Source organism: Streptomyces yokosukanensis (genome assembly GCF_001514035.1).
In the GTDB taxonomy this organism is placed as follows: Bacteria; Actinomycetota; Actinomycetes; order Streptomycetales; family Streptomycetaceae; genus Streptomyces; species Streptomyces yokosukanensis.
Window position 1 is genome coordinate 443,611 of sequence record NZ_KQ948213.1, and the last position, 18,775, is coordinate 462,385.

Annotated in this window: 18 protein-coding genes; 8 read left to right on the top strand and 10 right to left on the bottom strand. The window is 72.5% G+C overall.

Going from position 1 to position 18,775, the window contains the following annotated elements; genetic code table 11:
• Position 1 precedes the first annotated feature (1 nt).
• From AQI95_RS22010 to AQI95_RS22035, 6 genes are all read right to left on the bottom strand, one after another.
• The gene (locus tag AQI95_RS22010; protein WP_067126130.1) at positions 2–757 is read right to left on the bottom strand and encodes an SDR family oxidoreductase; all 756 of its coding nucleotides are present in this window, start codon (positions 755–757) and stop codon (positions 2–4) included.
• A 5-nt stretch (positions 758–762) separates the two neighbouring features.
• A complete protein-coding gene (locus AQI95_RS22015) occupies positions 763–2,547 on the bottom strand; it encodes a glycoside hydrolase family 15 protein (RefSeq protein ID WP_067126131.1) in 1,785 nt (594 codons plus the stop codon).
• An 80-nt stretch (positions 2,548–2,627) separates the two neighbouring features.
• On the bottom strand, positions 2,628–3,425 hold the full coding sequence (locus AQI95_RS22020) for an SURF1 family cytochrome oxidase biogenesis protein (RefSeq protein ID WP_079071385.1): 798 nt from the start codon (positions 3,423–3,425) through the stop codon (positions 2,628–2,630).
• Between the two features lie 49 nt (positions 3,426–3,474).
• On the bottom strand, positions 3,475–3,708 hold the full coding sequence (locus AQI95_RS22025) for a hypothetical protein (protein WP_079071386.1): 234 nt from the start codon (positions 3,706–3,708) through the stop codon (positions 3,475–3,477).
• 114 nt (positions 3,709–3,822) lie between these two features.
• Positions 3,823–4,806: a DEDDh family exonuclease gene (locus tag AQI95_RS22030; RefSeq protein ID WP_067126383.1), complete on the bottom strand. Its 984-nt coding sequence runs from the start codon at positions 4,804–4,806 to the stop codon at positions 3,823–3,825.
• A 195-nt stretch (positions 4,807–5,001) separates the two neighbouring features.
• Positions 5,002–5,685 (bottom strand): TetR/AcrR family transcriptional regulator, encoded by a 684-nt coding sequence (locus AQI95_RS22035; protein WP_067126140.1) that lies wholly within the window; start codon positions 5,683–5,685, stop codon positions 5,002–5,004.
• A 147-nt stretch (positions 5,686–5,832) separates the two neighbouring features.
• Between AQI95_RS22035 and AQI95_RS22040 the strand changes: the two genes are divergently transcribed.
• The 6 genes from AQI95_RS22040 to AQI95_RS22065 all read left to right on the top strand — a co-directional run bounded on the left by AQI95_RS22040 (position 5,833) and on the right by AQI95_RS22065 (position 12,071).
• Positions 5,833–6,627 carry an acetoacetate decarboxylase family protein gene (locus AQI95_RS22040; RefSeq protein ID WP_067126149.1) on the top strand — a complete coding sequence of 265 codons (795 nt, stop codon included), beginning with the start codon at positions 5,833–5,835 and terminating at the stop codon, positions 6,625–6,627.
• A 5-nt stretch (positions 6,628–6,632) separates the two neighbouring features.
• Positions 6,633–7,517, top strand: a complete 885-nt coding sequence (locus AQI95_RS22045) for an SDR family NAD(P)-dependent oxidoreductase (RefSeq protein ID WP_067126152.1) — start codon at positions 6,633–6,635, stop codon at positions 7,515–7,517.
• 13 nt (positions 7,518–7,530) lie between these two features.
• Complete coding sequence (locus tag AQI95_RS22050) at positions 7,531–8,853, top strand: amidohydrolase family protein (protein WP_067126156.1); 1,323 nt, start codon at positions 7,531–7,533, stop codon at positions 8,851–8,853.
• On the top strand, positions 8,850–10,106 hold the full coding sequence (locus tag AQI95_RS22055) for an amidohydrolase family protein (protein WP_244188808.1): 1,257 nt from the start codon (positions 8,850–8,852) through the stop codon (positions 10,104–10,106). The genes AQI95_RS22050 and AQI95_RS22055 overlap by 4 nt, the downstream gene beginning before the upstream one ends.
• Before the next feature lie 88 nt (positions 10,107–10,194).
• The gene (locus tag AQI95_RS22060; RefSeq protein WP_067126157.1) at positions 10,195–10,905 is read left to right on the top strand and encodes a VIT1/CCC1 transporter family protein; all 711 of its coding nucleotides are present in this window, start codon (positions 10,195–10,197) and stop codon (positions 10,903–10,905) included.
• Positions 10,906–11,024: 119 nt separating this feature from the next.
• Positions 11,025–12,071, top strand: a complete 1,047-nt coding sequence (locus tag AQI95_RS22065; protein ID WP_067126158.1) for a zinc-dependent alcohol dehydrogenase family protein — start codon at positions 11,025–11,027, stop codon at positions 12,069–12,071.
• Between the two features lie 33 nt (positions 12,072–12,104).
• Here the strand turns inward: AQI95_RS22065 and AQI95_RS22070 are convergent, their stop codons facing one another.
• The 4 genes from AQI95_RS22070 to AQI95_RS47385 form a co-directional block, all read right to left on the bottom strand.
• The gene (locus AQI95_RS22070; protein WP_067126160.1) at positions 12,105–13,115 is read right to left on the bottom strand and encodes a CopD family protein; all 1,011 of its coding nucleotides are present in this window, start codon (positions 13,113–13,115) and stop codon (positions 12,105–12,107) included.
• Positions 13,116–13,215: 100 nt separating this feature from the next.
• Positions 13,216–14,592 carry a CoA transferase gene (locus AQI95_RS22075; RefSeq protein WP_067126162.1) on the bottom strand — a complete coding sequence of 459 codons (1,377 nt, stop codon included), beginning with the start codon at positions 14,590–14,592 and terminating at the stop codon, positions 13,216–13,218.
• 91 nt (positions 14,593–14,683) lie between these two features.
• Positions 14,684–16,201, bottom strand: a complete 1,518-nt coding sequence (locus AQI95_RS22080; RefSeq protein ID WP_067126164.1) for a S8 family peptidase — start codon at positions 16,199–16,201, stop codon at positions 14,684–14,686.
• Between the two features lie 130 nt (positions 16,202–16,331).
• Positions 16,332–16,472, bottom strand: a complete 141-nt coding sequence (locus AQI95_RS47385) for a hypothetical protein (protein WP_159056556.1) — start codon at positions 16,470–16,472, stop codon at positions 16,332–16,334.
• A 158-nt stretch (positions 16,473–16,630) separates the two neighbouring features.
• Between AQI95_RS47385 and AQI95_RS22085 the strand changes: the two genes are divergently transcribed.
• Both AQI95_RS22085 and AQI95_RS22090 read left to right on the top strand, forming a co-directional pair.
• Entirely contained in the window at positions 16,631–16,987 is a 357-nt protein-coding gene (locus tag AQI95_RS22085) for a DUF485 domain-containing protein (protein WP_067126167.1), read from the top strand.
• Complete coding sequence (locus AQI95_RS22090) at positions 16,984–18,609, top strand: solute symporter family protein (RefSeq protein WP_067126169.1); 1,626 nt, start codon at positions 16,984–16,986, stop codon at positions 18,607–18,609. The genes AQI95_RS22085 and AQI95_RS22090 overlap by 4 nt, the downstream gene beginning before the upstream one ends.
• The last annotated feature ends 166 nt before the right edge of the window (positions 18,610–18,775 follow it).

An 18,775-nucleotide genomic window follows, 5' to 3' on the forward strand; every position in this document is an offset into this window, starting at 1 on the left:
GTCAGAACCCGTGCCTCATGCCCCCGTCCACAGGCACCATGACCCCGCTCAGATAGGAAGCCGCCGGGGACAGCAGGAACGCCGCGACCTTCCCGAACTCCTGCGGCGTCCCGTACCTGCGCAACGGAATCCGGGACTCGTTCGCGGCCCGGGTGGCCTCGGGATCCGCCGACAACGCGTCCAGCTCGCGCAAGCGGTCCGTGTCGATGCGCCCCGGAAGCAGTCCCAGAACCCGGACACCCCGCGGCCCCAGCTCGTCCGCGAGCGACTTGGCGAACCCGGCGAGACCGGGCCGCAGCCCGTTGGAGATGGTCAGCCCCGGAATCGGCTCGTGCACCGAACCCGACAGCACGAACCCGATCACCCCGCCCGGCTCCAGCTCGGCCGCCGCCGCCCGCGCGAGCCGCACCGCACCGAGGAACACCGACTCGAACGCGCTCTGCCACTGCTCGTCGGTGGTGTCCGCGGCGAACCCGGGCGGCGGCCCGCCCACACTCACCAGAACGCCGTGGAAGCCCCCGAAGTGCTCACGGGCGGCCGCGATCAGCCGCTCGGGCGCCCGCGGGTCGGAGTTGTCCACGGCCACGCCGATCGCGTTCGGGCCGAGTTCGGCGGCGGCGTCGGCCGCCCCCTTCGCGTCCCGGCCGCTGATCACGACCTTCGCCCCGTCGGCGACGAGTTCCCGCGCGGCGGCGTTGCCCAGCCCGCGGGTCGCCCCGGTGACGACGTACACCCGGTCCTTCAGTCCAAGATCCATGGCCCCTATCCTGCCCGCCCGTCGCCGAAGAGCGTGAGAGCGGTGTTCACCAGGGCGATGTGGCTGAAGGCCTGCGGGAAGTTGCCCACCTGGCGGCCCAGCCCGGGGTCGTACTCCTCCGACAGCAGTCCCACGTCGTTGGTGAGGGCCACCAGCCGCTCGAAGAGTTCCCGGGCCTCGGCCGTGCGGCCCGTCATGTGCAGGGCGTCCGCGAGCCAGAACGAGCAGGCGAGGAAGGCGCCCTCGCCGCCCGGCATGCCGTCGACGCCGACGGCGTCGGTGTCGTAGCGGCGCACGAAGCCGCCGTGGCCCAGGTCCGCGCGGATCGCGTCGACCGTGCCGATGACGCGGGGGTCGTCGGGCGGCAGGAAACCGACCCGGGGGATCAGGAGCAGGGCGGCGTCCAGTTCGCGCGAGCCGTAGTACTGGGTGAAGGTCCGGCGCCGGGAGTCGTAGCCCTGCTCGCACACCTCCCGGTGCACCTCGTCGCGCATCGCCCGCCAGCCGTCCGCATCGCCCTCCAGCTCCGGGTACGCCTCCAGCGTCCGTACGGCGCGGTCGGCGGCCACCCACACCATCACCTTCGAGTGCACGAACTGGCGCCGGCCGCCCCGCACCTCCCACAGGCCCTCGTCGGGCTGCCGCCAGGCCGACTGCAGAAACGTCATCAGCGCGCGCTGCAGCGCCCACATGTGCGGCTTGCCGGGCAGGCCTTCGCCGCGCGCCAGCGACAGCGAGTCCATGACCTCGCCGTACACGTCCAGCTGGAGCTGGTCGACGGCGCCGTTGCCGACGCGTACGGGCGCCGAGCCGGCGAAGCCGGGCAGCCACGGCAGTTCCCACTCCGGCAGCCGGCGCTCGCCCGCGAGGCCGTACATGATCTGCAGCTTTGCCGGGTCGCCCGCCACCGCGCGCACCAGCCAGTCGCGCCAGGCCTCGGCCTCCTTGTGGTAGCCGGCGGCCAGCATGGCGTTGAGGGTGAGGGTGGAGTCGCGCAGCCAGCAGTAGCGGTAGTCCCAGTTGCGCACGCCGCCCGGTTCCTCGGGCAGCGAGGTGGTGGCCGCGGCGACGATCCCGCCGGTCGGGGCGTAGGTGAGCGCCTTGAGAGTGATCAGGGACCGTACGACGGTGTCCCGGTACGGTCCGTCGTAGCGGCAGCGGTTCGTCCAGCGCCGCCAGTCGTGGACGCTGCCGCTCAGCGCCTCGTAGGGGTCGGTGAGCGGAGGGCGGCGCTCGTGCGAGGGGTGCCAGGTGAGCACGAACGCGACCCGGTCGCCCTCGGCGACGGTGAACTCCGAGTGGGTGCCGAAGTCCTCGCCCCAGGTGCGCACGGCCGGTTCCGAGCGCAGCCAGACCGAGTCCGGCCCCGCGACGGCCACCCGGTGTCCGTCCGAGCGGCGCATCCACGGCACGACCGAGCCGTAGTCGAAACGCAGGCGGAGGGTGCTGTGCACGGTGACCCGGCCGCCGACGCCCTCGACGATGCGTACGACGTCGGGGGCGCGGTCGCGCTGCGGCATCAGGTCGGTGACGCGGACCGTGCCGTCGGGGGTGTCCCACTCGGTGTCGAGGACGAGGGTGTCGGGCCGGTAGGCGCGCCGGGTGCATGTGCGCGCTCCCTCGGGGGCGATCCGCCAGTGGCCGTGGTCCTCGTCACCGAGCAGCCGGGCGAAGCAGGCGCCGGAGTCGAAGCGGGGCAGGCACAGCCAGTCGATCGAGCCGTCCCTGCCGACCAGCGCGGCGGTCTGCTCGTCGCCGATGAGGGCGTAGTCCTCGATGCGTGCGTTCACGCGATCCGGTTTCCCGGCGGGTCGGCGGGCTCAACCAGTCGGTGCGCCGGGGGAGTGACGCGGTGCGGGGCGGCCCCGCGTCATACGGCGGCCGGTTCCGTCTCCTTCGGCTCCGTCTCCGCCGCGGCCTGCTCCTGGTCGCGGATCTCCCGCCGGACGAGGAACCACCAGCCGACCGGGACGCCCGCGGCGAACAGCCACCACTGGAGCATGTACGCGTAGTTCAGCGGGGCGTCCTCGCTGCCCGGGTCGGAGATCTGCTCCGGCGAGCCGTTCTTGGGCATCGGTGCGGTCTGCTCGACGTAGCCGCCGAGCACCTGCGCGCCGAGCCGGTGCGCCTCCTGCTCGCTGTTGATCAGCATGACCTGGCGGTCGGGGAGGCCCTTGACGTTCTTGATGCCGCTCGCCGCGGTCGTCTCGTCGACCATCAGCCGCCCGGTGACGGTCGTCCGGCCGGACGGCGGGGCGGGGATCTTCGGGAAGGCGGTCTGGGCTCCGTCGGCGGGGATCCAGCCGCGGTTGACGAGCACCACCTTGCCGTCGGTGAGGACGAACGGGGTGAGGACGTGGAAGCCGACCTCGTTGTCGGAGTTGGTCCGGCGCCGGACCACTTCCTCCCGGGCGGTGTCGAAGGTGCCGGTCGCGGTGACCGTGCGGTACCTCTCGGTGCGGGTCACGGCGTGCCCCGGGGAGGTCAGCCGCTCGACCGGGACCGGCTCGGCGTGCAGCGCCGAGGACACCAGGTCGTTGCGCGCGGTGCGCTCCTCGTAGCGGTGCTTCTGCCAGAAACCCAGCCTGATCATCGTCGGGATCAGCGCGATCGCGACGATGGTGAGGATCACCCACTGGCGGGACAACAGGAAGCGGTAGCGGTGCACCCCACGACGGTACCTCCGGGCCGTGGGGTGCATTCAGGCGGGTACCGGGTCACACCCGGTCGACGATTCCCGTCTTCCCTTCGGCGCGGGCGCAGTGCGCGCCGCAGTACCACTTGTCGTCGGCCTCCACGCCCTGGCCGATGATCTGCACCCTGCAGTGCTCGCAGAGGGGAGCCATCCGGTGGATCGCACAGGAGAAGCAGTCGAACACATGAACCGAGCCCTGTGCATGGACCTCGAAGGTCATCCCGTAGTCATTGCCGCAAACTTCACATTTCGCCATGCGCCACAGGGTGAGCCGTCGCCGAGGCGAGGGCGAGCGGGTTCCGGGTGAGTCGTGTGCCGATCACTCTTTCGTACGATCGCTCGTCTCGGTGCGGTCCCTCGTCTCCCGCGCTCACCCGTCGGCGGGCTCGACGTCCCGCAGCAGCTGCCCGAACGCGGCCTCGTCGACGACCGGCGTGCCGAACTGGCGCGCCTTGACCACCTTGGACGTACCCGAGTCGGGGTCATTGGTCACCAGCAGGCTGGTCAGCCGCGAGATGCTGGACGCGATGTGCAGACCGGCCTCGGTGGCCCGGTCCTCCAGCAGCTCGCGGTCCACGGAGGTGTCTCCGGAGAACGCCACCCGCATGCCCTGTTTGAGGCGTTTGCCGTCCTCGTAGCGACCCGGATTGGGGTAGGGGCACGCGGTCTTCCTGCGGGAGGGACGCCAACTGGTCGGCCGATAGGCGCCGTAGCCGCCGGACGACTGGCGGGGCACCGGGCGGTCCGACCACTCCGTCAGCGGCCGGCACTCCAGCAGCGGCAGCCGCACGCCGCCCGCCGCGGCGGCGCGCAAGCTGGGCTGGAACGCCTCCGCCAGCACGCGCGCGTCGTCCAGCGCGTGGTGCGCCCGCTGCTGTACGACGCCGTAGTGCGCCGCCAGCGACTCCAGCTTGAAGTTGGGCAGCGGCAGTCCCAGCTCCTTCGACAGTGCGATGGTGCACAGCCGCTGACGCACCGGCGCCTCGCGCTGTGCGCGCGCGTACTCCCGCGCGATCATCTGCCAGTCGAAGACGGCGTTGTGCGCGACCAGCACCCGGCCGTCCAGCCGGGCCGCGAACTCCTCGGCGACGTCCGCGAAGAGCGGCGCTCCTTCGAGCACCTCGCTCGTCAGACCGTGTATCCACACGGGCCCCGGATCGCGCTCCGGGTTGACCAGGGTGTACCAGTGGTCCTCGACCTCGCCGCGCTCGTCCAGCCGGTAGACGGCCGCCGAGATGATCCGGTCGTCCCGGGCCAGGCCGGTGGTCTCCACGTCAACGACCGCGTATCCCTTCGGGTACGCGGCCGGCCACTGGGTGGGGGAGGACACTGCGGTCGCACGGTCTTCGAGCATGGTCATTGAGGATACGGGCCGCGACCGACAGCCCCGACCTTCAGGGCGCTCCGGCGGCCCGCGAGGCCGTCCGGCCGCTCGAACGTCGCACACGCGCGCGTGCGCGTCGTGCGTCTCTCGGACGACCCGGCCGGAGCTTCCCCGTCGTTCGTGTCGGTGTTCCTCCGCCGACCGCCGACCGCCGACCGGTGTTCCTCAGCCGGCCGAGCCGGACGAGTCGGACGAGCCGGACAGGTGGGTGGGACCTGCCGCGTCGGCCGGCAGCAGGGACCGTACCAGCGCTCTCACGGTCGTCACGAACAGCCGCTCGCTGTCCACCGGTCGGGCCAGCGCACGCGCCAGCGCGGGGTCGTCCCCGGCGGTCTCGGTGCGCCACAGGTCGTGCTCGTCGGGGTGCTGGGCGGGGGCCCGCTCGCGGTTGCGCTCCACCAGCACATGTCCGACGACCTGGAACTGCACGGCCCGCACGAACTCGGCTGCACGGGTGCCTCGCAGTCCGGCGGCGTGCGCCTCGCGCACCAGGGCCTGCTGGGCGGGCAGGAACATCCGCTCGGTCAGCCCCCGCTCGTGCACCAGGGCCACCAGATGCGGATGGTCGCGCAGTTGCCGGCGCAGGTCGCCCGCGACGCCGACCACGCGCTCCTCCGGCGTGCGTCCGCGGGGGCGGATCTCGCCCAGCTCGGCCACGGTCCGCTCCACCAGGGCGTCGAGCAGGGCCTCACGGCCGCCGACGTGCCAGTAGATCGAGGTCACGGCGGTGCCCAGCGCCGATGCGAGCGCCCGCATGGTGAGTGCGTCCGGCCCGTGCCGCTTCACCAGATCAGCGGCGGCCTCCAGCACCGCCTCCCGGGTCAGCGCACTCCTCGTCCCGCTCGCCATGATCCTCCCAAGTCGTAGGCGTACGCGTGTCTTTACCCCCGGCTCTTTACCCCGGGCGAGGACTGCTGTAACAGTGTTACAGATGACGGCCCGTCAGAAATGGGGGCCGTCGGACATGGGCGCGCCAGAAGAAGGGCGGTACGACGTATGGCACGCGTACGGTACGGCGCACGGACCGAACGGGAGATCGAGGCGACCCGCACCGCGAGCACGCGGCTTCCCGACATCTGGTCCACCGGGGTGGTGGCCGTCTGGGAGACCGACCCGGACGCGGTCGCGGCGGTGCTGCCGCCACCCCTGAAACCCACCGGCAGCCCGCTCGCGCGGGTCAACATCAGCGCGGTCGACCTGCCCGGATACCCGCTCGGCGCGGGCTCGTTCGCGGTGGCCGCCGCGCACGGTGCGGTCGAGGGCTGGTATCCGCTGGTCATGCCGATGACCCACGAGCGCGCCCTCACGGGCGGACGCGAGGTCTTCGGCGAGCCCAAGAAGCTCGGCGAGGTGACGGTCGAGCGCGACGGCGCGGGCGTGCGCGCGGTCATGAGCCGGCACGGCATCGCCTTCGCCGAGGTGCGCGGCACGGTGGACGCCGAACTGCCGCTGCCGGAGCCGAGCCGCAAGACCGACTTCTACTTCAAGTTCCTTCCCGCGGTGGACGGTTCGGGCTTCGACACCGACCCGGTGCTGGTGCACTGCGTCCGCCACGAGAAGGTGCGCCGACTGGAGCGCGTCGCCGGTGAGGTCGTCCTGCGCGAGTCGGCGTACGACCCGGTGGCCGACCTCCCGGTGCTGCGGCTGCGCGAGATCACCATCGGCGAGAAGACCAGCGACCAGAGCGGCCGGGTCGTCGAACGGGTCGACGCCCAGGCGCTGCTGCCGTACGTCCACCAGCGCTACGACGATCCGCTGCAGATCCTCGACGCGCCGCCCGAGGGGAGCTGAGCCGCATGGACCTGCAGGCCGGACAGGTCGCCGTCGTCACGGGCGCGGCGAGCGGGATCGGACTCGCGATGGCCCGGCGGTTCGCCGCCGAGGGCCTCAAGGTGGTCCTCGCCGACGTGGAGGAGACCGCCCTCGACAAGGCCGCGACGGATCTGCGGGCCGAGGGCGCCGACGTGCACGCGCGCGTGGTCGACGTCGGCGAACGCGCCCAGGTCATGGAGCTGGCCGAGGAGGCCTACGACACCTACGGCGCCGTGCACGTCCTGTGCAACAACGCGGGCGTCGGTTCGGGCGCCGAGGGCCGGATGTGGGAGCACGACCCGAACGACTGGCGGTGGGCCTTCGCCGTCAACGTGTGGGGTGTCTTCCACGGCGTCCAGGCGTTCGTGCCCAGGATGATCAAGTCGGGTCAACCCGGTCATGTGGTCAACACGTCCTCCAGCGACGGCGGGATCGCCCCCCTGCCGACCGCCTCGGTCTACGCGGTCACCAAGGCGGCCGTCGTCACCCTGACCGAGTCCCTGTACGCCCATCTGAAGGCCGAGCACGCGCGCGTGGGCGCCTCCGTGCTCTTTCCGGGGCCGCACATGCTGCGCACCGGCCTGTGGGAGTCGCACCGCAACCGCCCCGCCCGCTACGCCAAGCAGCGCCCGCGCAGGACCCCGTACCGCAGCCTCGACCAGTGGGAGGCGGCGATGCGCGAGGCCGGCAAGGAGATCCGCTTCACGCCCGTCGAGGAGGTCGCCGACCTCGTCGTGGCCGGCCTGCGCGAGGACCGCTTCTGGCTGCTGCCGACGAGCGAGCACAGCGACGCCCAGATCCACGCGCGGTCCCGTTCGATGCTGGACCGGGCGAACCCGTCGTACCTCGAAAGCTTCGTACTCGACTGACCGGGAGGCTGCTGTGACCGACGCTGTTTCCGGCGGGGACCCGTATCTGATCATCTCCTCCGACTGCCACGCCGGACTGCCCACCGAGGAGTACCGGCCCTATCTGGAGTCCCGCTTCCACCGGGACTTCGACGAGTTCCTCGCGGGCCGCGACCGGCGCCGCGAGGAGGCGACGCGGCTCGGCATCCGCAACGAGGCCTTCGCCGACCGGTGGTTCCGGGACAACGAGGAAGGCCTGCGCGGCGGCTGGGACACCGCGCAGCGCCTGAAGGAGCTGGACGGGGACGGTGTCGCCGCCGAGGTGGTCTTCCCGGACGCCGACGCCGTCGACAGCCGCACCGCCGCCCCCTTCGGCGTGGGCCTCGGCCTCTCCGGCGACCAGGACCCCGAGCTGGGCATGGCGGGCGCCAGGGCGCACAACCGCTGGCTCGCGGAGTTCGTCTCCGAACACCCCGAACGGCACTGCGGAGTCGCCCTGTTGCCGATCACCGGCGAGGTGCCCGAGGTCGTCGCCGAGGTCCGCCGGGCGAAGGAGTCCGGCCTGGGCGCCCTGATGATCCCGGCGATGTGGGCCGGCCGGGAGCCGTACCACGACCGGCGCTACGACCCGGTGTGGGCGGCCGCCGCCGAGTGCGGCATGCCGGTCCTCACGCACTCCGGCGCCGCCCCGCGCGAGGAGTACGGCGAGCACCTCGGCATCTATGTGAGCGAGGTGACCTGGTGGCCCGCCCGGCCGCTGTGGTTCCTGCTCTGGTCCGGCGTCTTCGAACGCCACCCGGGCCTGCGCTTCGGCGTGGCCGAGTCCGGCTGCTGGTGGCTGCCGAACCTGCTGTGGTTCATGGACCGCCTCTACCTCGGCGCGCACGGCGGCAAGAAGCTCTCCCCGTTCCAGGAGCTGAAGCGCGCTCCGCACGAGTACCTGGACCGGCAGGTCTTCGTCTGCGCCACCAACACCAAGCGGCGCGAACTGGCCCAGCGGTACGAGATCGGCGTCGACAACATCCTCTGGGGCAGCGACTTCCCGCACCCCGAGGGCACCTGGCCCGACACGCGCGCGTGGCTGCGCCGCACCTTCCACGACATCCCCGTCGCCGAGACCCGCCGCATGCTGGGCCTCGCCGCCGCCGAGGTCTTCGGCTTCGACGTGGCGAAGCTCGCGCCCCTGGCCCGCCGTATCGGCCCGACCCCCGCCGACCTCGGCCAGCCGGCCGACCAGACGGCGGTCGAGGCGTCCTGGGCGCGCTCCCGCGAGACGGGCCGGCACTGGCTGACGGACCACGACTTCCCGGTGCTGGGCCCGGCCTCGGGCCTGCCGACGCCGGAGGCGACCCGATGAACGACGGCTCTGGGGGTGACCTGATGAACGACGACCGCTACACCGTGATCTCCGCCGACTGCCACGCCGGCGCCGATCTCCTCGACTACAAGCCGTACCTGGAGAAGCGCTACCACGACGACTTCGACGTCTGGGCGGCCACCTACGTCAATCCGCACGAGGACCTGCTCGCCGACACGGCCGACCGGAACTGGAACTCCGAGCGGCGCCTTGCGGAGCTGGAGGCGGACGGGATCGTCGCGGAGGTGATATTCCCGAACACCATCCCGCCGTTCTTCCCGTCGAGTTCGCTGATGACGCAGCCGCTGACCGCCGACGACCTCGAGCGGCGCTGGGCGGGCCTGCGTGCCCACAACCGCTGGCTCGCGGACTTCTGCGCGGCCGCACCGGGCCGCCGGGCCGGTGTCTTCCAGATCCTCCTGGGCGACGTCGACGAGGCGGTCAAGGAGATCAGGCGGGCCGCGTCGGCGGGCATGAAGGGCGGCCTGATGCTGCCCGGTGCCCCGCCGGGCTCCGGCCTGCCCGAGCTGTACTCGCGCGCGTACGACCCGATCTGGGCCGCCTGCGCGGAACTCGGCGTCCCCGTCAACCACCACGCGGGCGGCGCCTCACCACCGCTCGGCAACGAACCGGCCGCCCGCGCCGTCTTCATGGTCGAGACGACCTGGTTCTCCCACCGCGCCCTGTGGCACCTGGTCTTCGGCGGTGTCTTCCGCCGCCACCCCGGGCTGAAGCTGGTGCTCACCGAGCAGGGCTCCGGCTGGATCCCCGGCGTCCTCGACATGCTGGACTACTACCACGGCCGGCTGGTGTCGGCGGCCTCGAACGCCGCCACCGCCGAAGCCAGGTTCGGCGCCGGACTGACCGAGAGCATGGGCGAGGCGCCGTCCCGGGTGTGGCGCGAGCACTGCTACGTCGGCGCCAGCTTCATGCGCCCGCACGAGGTGCCGCTGCGCGACCGCATCGGCGTCGACAAGATCATGTGGGGCAGCGACTACCCGCACGACGAGGGCACCCACCCCTACACCCGTGAGGCCCTGAGGTTCGCCTACGCGGGCGTCCCCCGCGAGGAGCTGACCGCCATGCTCGGCGGCAACGCGGCCCGCCTCTACGGCTTCGACCTCGCCCTCCTCGACCCGGTCGCGGCGAAGGTGGGCCCCACGGTGACCGAGGTCGCCGAGCCGCTGCCGGAACCTCCGGCAGACGCGACCAGCCCCGTTTTCGCCCGGGGGGCGTCGCTTCGGGTGTGGTGAGGGCGGGAGCCGGTGATCACGGCTGTCGGCGGCGGTGGGGGAGCGTCGGTGCGGCGCGGGTGGGCGTCGGGGTGCGATCCTCCCTGCTGTGACGGCACCCACCCACCAAGAGGCCCACGGGGGCGCGCTCGGCTCGCGGCTGAACTGGCTGCGGGCCGCCGTGCTCGGCGCGAACGACGGCATCGTCTCCACCGCCGGCATCGTCGTCGGCGTGGCCGGCGCGACCGAGAGCCGGTCCGCCCTGCTCACCGCCGGACTGGCCGGTCTGCTCGCCGGGTCGATGTCCATGGCGGCCGGCGAGTACGTCTCCGTGTCCACCCAGCGCGACTCCGAGGTGGCCGCGCTGGCCCTGGAGAAGCGGGAACTGCGGGAGCAGCCGGAGGCCGAGCTGCAGGAGCTGACCACGCTGCTCGAGGAGCGCGGCCTGTCCCGCGAGGTGGCCCGGGAGGCCGCCGAACAGCTCACCGCGCGGGACGCGCTGCGGGCCCACGCGCGCGTGGAGCTGGGCATCGACCCGGACGACCTGACCAACCCCTGGCACGCCGCCTGGGCGAGCTTCCTGGCCTTCACGGTGGGCGCACTGCTGCCCCTGCTGGCCATCGTCCTGCCCCCGGCCGCCTGGCGGCTGCCCGTGACCGTCGTCTCCGTCCTGGCCGCGCTCGTCCTCACCGGCTGGACCAGTTCCCGGCTCGGTTCGGCGGGCCCCGAGCGGGCGGTGCTGCGCAATGTGGTGGGCGGGGCGCTGGCCATGGGGGTCACCTATGCGGCGGGCAGCCTGCTGGGCGCGGTGGGCGTCTGACCCTCCCCGCGGGTACGGCACCCTCGCCGAGCGGCGACCACCGGCCACGGCGTACCGTGAGGTGCGCTCGACCACCCCCTGAGCACACCGCACGACCCCGCACGAGAAGGACCCTCGCCATGCGCGCCACCACCATCCACGCCCCGTACGACATGCGCGTGGACGACGTTCCCGAGCCGGTGGTGCAGCTGCCCACCGACGCCGTCGTACGGGTGCTGCGCGCCTGTATCTGCGGCAGCGACCTGTGGGCCTACCGCGGCGAGGCGGCCCGGCAGCCGGGCCAGCGCATCGGGCACGAGTTCCTCGGTGTCGTGGAGGAGACCGGCGGCGAGGTGAGCACGGTCAAGCGGGGCGATCTCGTGGTCGCGCCCTTCATGTGGTCCGACGGCGTCTGCGACTACTGCCGCGAGGGCCTGACGACGTCCTGCGAGCACGGCGGCTTCTGGGGCTCCGTCGGCTACGACGGCGGCCAGGGCGAGGCCGTGCGCGTGCCCTTCGCCGACGGCACCCTGGTCCAGCTGCCGGCGGACGCGGCCTCCGACGACCATCTGCTGTCCGCCCTGCTGACCCTCTCCGACGTCCTCGGCACCGGCCACCACGCCGCCCTCGGCGCGGGCGCCCGCCCCGGCGCCACGGTCGCCGTCGTCGGTGACGGCGCCGTCGGCCTGTGCGCCGTCCTGGCCGCCAAGCGGCTCGGCGCCGAGCGGATCATCGCGCTGGGCCGGCACGAGGTCCGTACCGACATCGCGCGCCGCTTCGGCGCCACCGACGTCGTCGCCGAGCGCGGGGACGCGGCCGTCGAGGCGGTCCGGGAACTCACCCGTGGCCAGGGCGCGCACGCCGTCGTGGAGGCCGTAGGCACCGAGCAGTCCATGCGGACGGCGGTCAACATCACCCGCGACGGCGGCGCGATCGGCTTCGTGGGCGTGCCCCACGGCAGCGGCACCGGCCTCGACCTCGGCGTCATGTTCGACCGGAACATCGCCCTGCGCGGCGGTGTCGCCCCGGTCCGCGCCTACATCCCCGAGCTGCTGCCCGACGTCCTGGACGGCACGATCGACCCCTCGCCGGTGTTCGACATGACCGTCGGCATCGAGGGCGTGCCGGACGGCTACAAGGCCATGGACGAGCGCACCGCCCTCAAGGTGCTCGTCACCAACGGCTAGATCTCCTAGGTCGCCTGGATCCGCTGGACCCCGCTAGGTCCAGCGGATCGGCAGCGGCAGCGCGGTGAGCAGTCCCGAGACCGCGACGACCGCGCCCAGGGCGATCACCTCGGCCCGCGCGGGCGTGTACGCGGTCAGCGGGTCGGCGGCGCGGCCGAGCCGTACCCGGGCCCACAGGGCGAGCAGCGCGACGGCGGCGACCAGGATCACCTTGGCCAGCAGGGTGCGTCCGTACGCCGTCGTCGTCAGCTGGTCCAGGATCGTGGCCGACGGCATGCGGCGCAGCGAACTGCACACGCCCGTCGCGGTGATGGCCGCCAGCAGGGCGGCCGCCACGCGCGCGTAGAGGGCGAGCAGCGCGGCCCCGGCCGGGTCGCCCCGCCACCGCCTGAGCAGCCGCAGCGCGGACAGCAGACCGCCGCTCCACAGCGCCGCGCACGTCAGGTGCACCAGCGTCAGACCCGAGCCGATCAGCGGGCTCTGCTCGGTCGTGGGATGCGCGCGCAAGGCCTCCGCGACCACCACCGCGGCCAGTGGCCACACCTGTGCCGCCGGGCGCCGGGCGAGCGCGCACAGGGCCGCCAGCAGAAAGCCGTTGACCTCCAGCAGCGCCAGCCGGCCGTCACGGGAGCCGTACAGGCCGCCGACGTCGATCTGGCCGAGGCGGTGCGGGACCAGATCGCCGGCGGACACCACCGCGGCGAGCGCCAGCGCGGCCACGAATCCGGCCGTGGTGGCGAACGGCGCCCAGCTGCGCGGCCGTTCGGGCGGGGCCCCGGGCAGACGCCGGGCGAGCCGGTGCACGAACAGCTCGCCGAGGGGCACGCTCGCGGCGGCGATCAGCACCGTGCGCAGCAGCCCGATGCCGCCGACCCCCGGCGCGGCGGCTTCCCCCGTGCCGTGCAGCGCCGCCGACGGCCCGAGCAGCGGGATCAGGGCGCCCAGCGCCACCAGGATCACAAGAGCGGCGGCTCGGCCGATGCCGGGCCGCCGGGCGGGGCTCCTCGCGTCGGTCGCCCCGGCGGTCGGTCGTATCAAGCGCACCCCGCGATCTTCGCCAGCCACCGCAGAACCGGGCAAGTCCCGGAAAACGAACGAGGGTACGGCATTTCATGCATGCGTGCGCTTCCGGCTGCCCGCGGATTCAGTGCCGGCGCGCGCTGTCCGACCCCCAGGGCACCGGCGGCCGGGCCCAGTCGGCGGGGCCGCCGGCGAAGGTCACCGGCGGCCGTGCGTGCCGCAGCCGCCCCAGCGGGCCGTCCGTCTCGGTCAGCCAGGCCTCCGGCCCCTCGTACGGCGCCCCGGCGCCCGCGGTCGGCCGGATCCCGTCCGTCAGCCAGTGAGCGGTCCGGGCCAGCGCCAGCCGTACGAGCCGTCCGCCTCCGTCGTACGACTGCTCGGTCAGCGCCCGCAGGACGGCCGCCGCGAGCAGATAGCCGGTGCCGTGGTCCAGCGCCTGCGCGGGCAGCGCGCCGGGCTCCTCGGCCGAGCCCTCGGTCACGGCGATCCCGGTCGCGACCTGCACCAGGCTGTCGAAGCCGCGCCGCGCGGCCCAGGGGCCGTACGCGCCCCACGCCGAGACCTGTGCCACGACCAGATCAGGCCTGCGCGCGAACAACGCCTGCGGGGAGAGCCCGAACCGGTCGAGGGCGCCCGGCCGGTAGCCCGTGACGACGACGTCGGCGGTGGCCAACAGCTCCTCGAAAGCGTCCGGTTCGGCGCCCAGGTCGAGCGTGGCGGACCGCTTCCCGAAGCCCGTGTCGGCGTGCAGGTCGGGGAGTTCGGGAAGCCAGGGGGCGTCCACGCGCAGCACGTCCGCGCCCAGCAGGGCGAGGGTGCGGGTGGCCACCGGGCCGGCGAGGACCCGGGTGAGGTCCAGCACCCGCAGTCCGGCGGCGGGCAGCAGGGGAGCGGTGGCCGGGTCCAGCGGCGCGAGCACGCGCGCGGGCGCGGTGGTCGGCCGCTCGCGCTCGACCAGGGGCCGTGCGGCCACCTCGGCGGCCTGCTCGTGGGCCTGCCACTCCTTCGGGTCGCGCAGGGCCACGGTGAGGCCGCCGGCGCCGTGGACGGCCTCCTCGGCCGCCAGCGCGGAGCACTGGGCGAACCGGGCGGCCACCGCCGCCACCGGGGCGTTCGCCGGCAGGTCCAGTGCGCCGAGCAACCGGGCCCGGTGGTGCGGGTAGTTGGCGTGCGTACGCACCCAGCCGTCGGCGGTCCGCCAGAACCGCGACAGCGGCGCGAAGGCGACCGGCGCCCGCCCGTCGACCAGCAGGTGCCGCTCGCTGTGGAAGGCGGCCGCCACGGCGCCGTCGTCGACCCGGACGGCGGGTACCTCGGCGAGCCCGGCCCGTCGGCCCGCCAGCTCGGCGGCGGCCAGCGCACAGGCGCCGACGCAGGCGCGGGCGAGATCCCGTACGGGAAGGCGCGCCTCCAGCGCGCCCTCCCGCGCCACCGTGGTCAGCCGGGCGAGACGGGCGGGATCGCCGCCCAGGGCGGACCACGCGAACTTGATAGCAGTCATGAATGCACTATGCATTATCGACTGGATCAATATATGCGCGGTCGGCACCCATGCTGCCCGACTGCCCGGCTGCCTGACTGCCCGTGATCGGTTACTCGGTCACCGCGGCCAGTGCGTCCGCCGTGCCGAAGCCGTAGAAGCCGTTGTGGTTCCTCGACCCCTCGCAGACCGCGTCGACCTTGCCGTCACCGTCGATGTCGTACGGGTCCGTGCACGGTGTGGCGTCGGCCTCCGCGTACAGCAGCGCCTTGACCAGCGAGGCCGGTGCATGTGGATGGGTTGACTTGATCAATGCGGCAACGCCCACGACATGCGGGGTCGCCATCGACGTGCCGGACATGTATCCCCACTTGCCGCCCGGCAGCGGGCCCAGGATCTGCCCGCTCGTCGCCGGGGGCTCCGGCTTCTGGTAGGCGGTCGAGTCGCCGCCGGGCGCGGCGATGTCGACGACCCCGAGGCCGTAGTTGGAGTAGGACGACTTCAGGCCCTTGGCGCCCGTCGCCGCGACCGTCACGACCCCCGGCAGCTGGGTCGGTATGTCGTAGCACGTGTGTGGGTCGATCACCCGGTCCGCCGGGGTGCCGTCGTTCGGGGAGGCCGGGTCGGTGATCGAGTCGGACGCGAGGTCGTAGCGCTCGTTGCCTGCCGCCGCGACGTTGACCGTGCCCTTCCTCTCCGCGTACCGAGAGGCCCGGGTGATGGCGTCCACCAGTGCCCTCTGGTCCGGGTCGCCGGTGCAGTTGAAGTACCAGGGGTCGGTGTAGTAGCTGTTGTTGGTCACGTCGACGTGGTGCTCGGCCGCCCACATGAAGCCGCAGACCACGGCCTCGGTGTAGAAGTACCCCTTCGGGGTGGCGACCTTGATGCCGGCCACCTTGACGCCCGGCGCCACGCCCGTGATGCCGACGCCGTTCTTCGCGCCCGCGATCTCCCCCGCCACATGGGTGCCGTGCGGGCTCTCCGTGGTGCTCGGCCGCCAGGACCCGTCCGTCGTGTCGGGCTTGCCGGTGACGCAGTTGGCGGAGTCCGCGCGGTCGAAGTTGGGCGCGATGTCCGGGTGGGTGTCGTCCACGCCGGTGTCGATGACCGCGACCGTGACGTCCGGGCTGCCCAGGGTCTTCTCGTGCGCCTTGTCCGCCTTGATGGCCGGCAGGTCCCACTGGAGCGGTTCCAGCGGGTCCTGACCGTCCGTGGCCTTCGCCTCGGCCACCTGCTCGGCGCTCAGCACCCTCGGCGTGCCGACGTCGGTGGTGGACTGTGCGGGCAGCGGCGCGTTGCGCGTGGCACCGGCCGAGTCCACCCCGGGCACCGCGCGCATCTCCCGGGCGAAGTCGAGGTCGGCCGAGTGGGCGACGATCACACCGATCTGGTCGTAGGCGATCACCACCGAGCCGCCGGCCTCGGTGATCGCCCTGCGCACATGCGCCGAAACGCCGTGCCCCGGAGGGATGTTGACGACATAGCTGAGCAGGGGGCCGTCGGCCGTGGCCGCGGGGGTGCGGTCCGCCGCGGACGCGGTGACGTTCGGCAGGAACGCGAGTGCCGTGGCCAAGGCCATTCCGGCCGGGATCGCGAGAGCGCGGCGGTAGCGCGGCTCGGGCGCAGTCATGGGTCGGTTCTCTCCATTCGTTCGCGGTGCGAGCGTGGCGTGCGGGAAATCCGGGATGCTCGGGAGGTCCGGGTAGTGCGGGAAGGGCCTTGAGCGCTGCGGGAACTGCCTGATCAATGCGGCTACTTGACTACCGGACGGCGCGCGGCGCGTCGACCGCGCTGAAGCCGTAGAAGCCGTAGAAGCCGTAGAAGCCGTTGGCGCTTGACGCGTGCTCCGCCGGTGCAGGCGGCGTCCACTGGTGCAGGCAGAAGCTATCCCCATGGCCCACCGCACAGCAATGTCTTGGCAATGGCTTGCCCAGACCGCTTGCGAAAGAACTCATAGGACTTGAACCGATCTTCGCGTGGCGTCGTGGACCTTGGGCAGAGAGCGTGAGCACCATCGATCCCCCCCGTTCGTCATCGGATCCGCACGCGAGGAGATTTCGTGGCCACCGAGACACCGCCCCCGGCCGCACCGGGGACCCCCCTTCCCTCCACCGAGGAGTTCGCCGAGGTGCAGCAGAGCGCGGAGTTCGGTGAACTGCGCCGCGCCCACCGCTCCTTCGCCTTCCCGCTGACCATCGCCTTCATCACCTGGTACCTGCTGTACGTGCTGCTCTCCAACTACGCGGGCGGCTTCATGGGCACCAAGGTCGTCGGCAACATCAACGTCGCGCTCGTCCTGGGTCTCGCTCAATTCCTCACCACCTTCCTCATCGCCTGGTGGTACGCCCGGCACGCCGCCACCGAACTCGACCCGAAGGCCGAGGCCATCAAGTCCCGGATGGAGGGCGGCGCATGAGCCCCGCAGCGCACACCCTGCTGGCCGCCGGTGAGGCGAGCGAACACCGGACGCTGATCATCACGCTGTTCTCGGTGTTCGTCGCCGCGACCCTCGTCATCACCGTCTGGGCGGGCCGTCAGACCCGGGACGCCGCCGACTTCTACGCCGGTGGACGGCAGTTCACCGGATTCCAGAACGGCCTCGCCGTCTCCGGCGACTACATGTCCGCCGCGTCCTTCCTCGGCATCGCCGGCGCCATCGCCCTGTTCGGCTACGACGGCTTCCTGTACTCCATCGGCTTCCTCGTCGCCTGGCTCGTCGCCCTGCTCCTGGTCGCCGAGCCGCTGCGCAACTCCGGCCGCTACACCATGGGCGACGTGCTGGCGTACCGGATGCGCCAGCGCCCCGTCCGTACGGCGGCGGGCACATCCACCATCGTGGTCTCGATCTTCTACCTGCTGGCCCAGATGGCCGGCGCCGGAGTCCTCGTCTCGCTGCTGCTCGGCATCACCAGCGACGGCGGCAAGATCGGCATCGTCGCCCTGGTCGGCGTCCTGATGATCGTGTACGTCACCATCGGCGGCATGAAGGGCACCACCTGGGTCCAGATGGTCAAGGCGGTCCTGCTGATCCTGGGCGCCCTGCTGCTGACCTTCCTGGTGCTGCTGAAGTTCCACTTCAACATCTCCGACCTGCTCGGCAAGGCCGCCGACAACAGCGGCAAGGGCGCGCCCTTCCTGGAGCCCGGCCTGAAGTACGGCGCCACCGGCACCAGCAAGCTGGACTTCCTCTCGCTCGGCATCGCCCTGGTCCTCGGCACCGCGGGCCTGCCGCACATCCTGATCCGCTTCTACACCGTGCCCACGGCCAAGGCCGCCCGGAAGTCGGTCATCTGGGCGATCGGCCTGATCGGCGCCTTCTACCTGATGACCCTCGCCCTGGGCTTCGGTGCGGCCGCCCTCATCAAGCCGGACGAGATCATCGCCTCCAACAAGGCGGGCAACACGGCGGCACCGCTGCTGGCGCTGCATCTGGGCGGCGTCGACTCCACCTGGGGCGCCGTCCTGCTCGCCAGCATCTCGGCGGTCGCCTTCGCCACCATCCTCGCGGTCGTCGCCGGCCTGACCCTGGCCTCCTCGTCGTCCTTCGCGCACGACATCTACGCCAACGTCATCAAGAAGGGGCAGGCCACCGAGAAGCAGGAGATCGGCGCGGCCCGCTGGGCGACCGTCGGCATCGGCGCGGTCTCGATCCTCCTCGGCGCCCTGGCCCGCGACCTGAACGTGGCCGGCCTGGTCGCCCTCGCCTTCGCGGTCGCCGCCTCCGCCAACCTGCCGACCATCCTCTACAGCCTGTTCTGGAAGCGGTTCACCACCTCGGGCGCCCTGTGGTCGATCTACGGCGGCCTGGTCACCGCCGTCGGCCTGGTGCTGTTCTCACCGGTGGTCTCCGGCAGCCCGGCCTCGATGTTCCCCGACGTGGACTTCCACTGGTTCCCGCTGGAGAACCCCGGCATCATCTCCATCCCCGTCGGCTTCCTGCTCGGTGCCGTGGGCACCCTGCTGTCGAAGGAGGCCCCGGACGCCGGCAAGTACGCCGAACTGGAGGTGCGGTCCCTGACCGGCACCGGAGCACACTGACACCTTCGTACGACGGCCGCGTCGTCCGGGCCTGTACGGTCCTACGACGCGGCCGCCCCGCACCTCGTCGGATCGGGTCGCCGTCGATGTCAGCGGTGTCACGTAGGCTCGTCGGTGACGGGCGGCTCACCCGTGACGGAAACTGAGTGGAGCGAAGAGGGAGGGG

Bases quoted from the DNA above. Each gene is read 5' to 3' on its own strand.
- AQI95_RS22010 (WP_067126130.1), bottom strand. From the start codon at position 757: ATGGATCTTGGACTGAAGGACCGGGTGTACGTCGTCACCGGGGCGACC.
- AQI95_RS22025 (WP_079071386.1), bottom strand. From the start codon at position 3,708: ATGGCGAAATGTGAAGTTTGCGGCAATGACTACGGGATGACCTTCGAG.
- AQI95_RS22030 (WP_067126383.1), bottom strand. From the start codon at position 4,806: ATGCTCGAAGACCGTGCGACCGCAGTGTCCTCCCCCACCCAGTGGCCG.
- AQI95_RS22035 (WP_067126140.1), bottom strand. From the start codon at position 5,685: ATGGCGAGCGGGACGAGGAGTGCGCTGACCCGGGAGGCGGTGCTGGAG.
- AQI95_RS22040 (WP_067126149.1), top strand. From the start codon at position 5,833: ATGGCACGCGTACGGTACGGCGCACGGACCGAACGGGAGATCGAGGCG.
- AQI95_RS22045 (WP_067126152.1), top strand. From the start codon at position 6,633: ATGGACCTGCAGGCCGGACAGGTCGCCGTCGTCACGGGCGCGGCGAGC.
- AQI95_RS22055 (WP_244188808.1), top strand. From the start codon at position 8,850: ATGAACGACGGCTCTGGGGGTGACCTGATGAACGACGACCGCTACACC.
- AQI95_RS22065 (WP_067126158.1), top strand. From the start codon at position 11,025: ATGCGCGCCACCACCATCCACGCCCCGTACGACATGCGCGTGGACGAC.
- AQI95_RS22075 (WP_067126162.1), bottom strand. From the start codon at position 14,592: ATGACTGCTATCAAGTTCGCGTGGTCCGCCCTGGGCGGCGATCCCGCC.
- AQI95_RS22080 (WP_067126164.1), bottom strand. From the start codon at position 16,201: ATGACTGCGCCCGAGCCGCGCTACCGCCGCGCTCTCGCGATCCCGGCC.
- AQI95_RS22090 (WP_067126169.1), top strand. From the start codon at position 16,984: ATGAGCCCCGCAGCGCACACCCTGCTGGCCGCCGGTGAGGCGAGCGAA.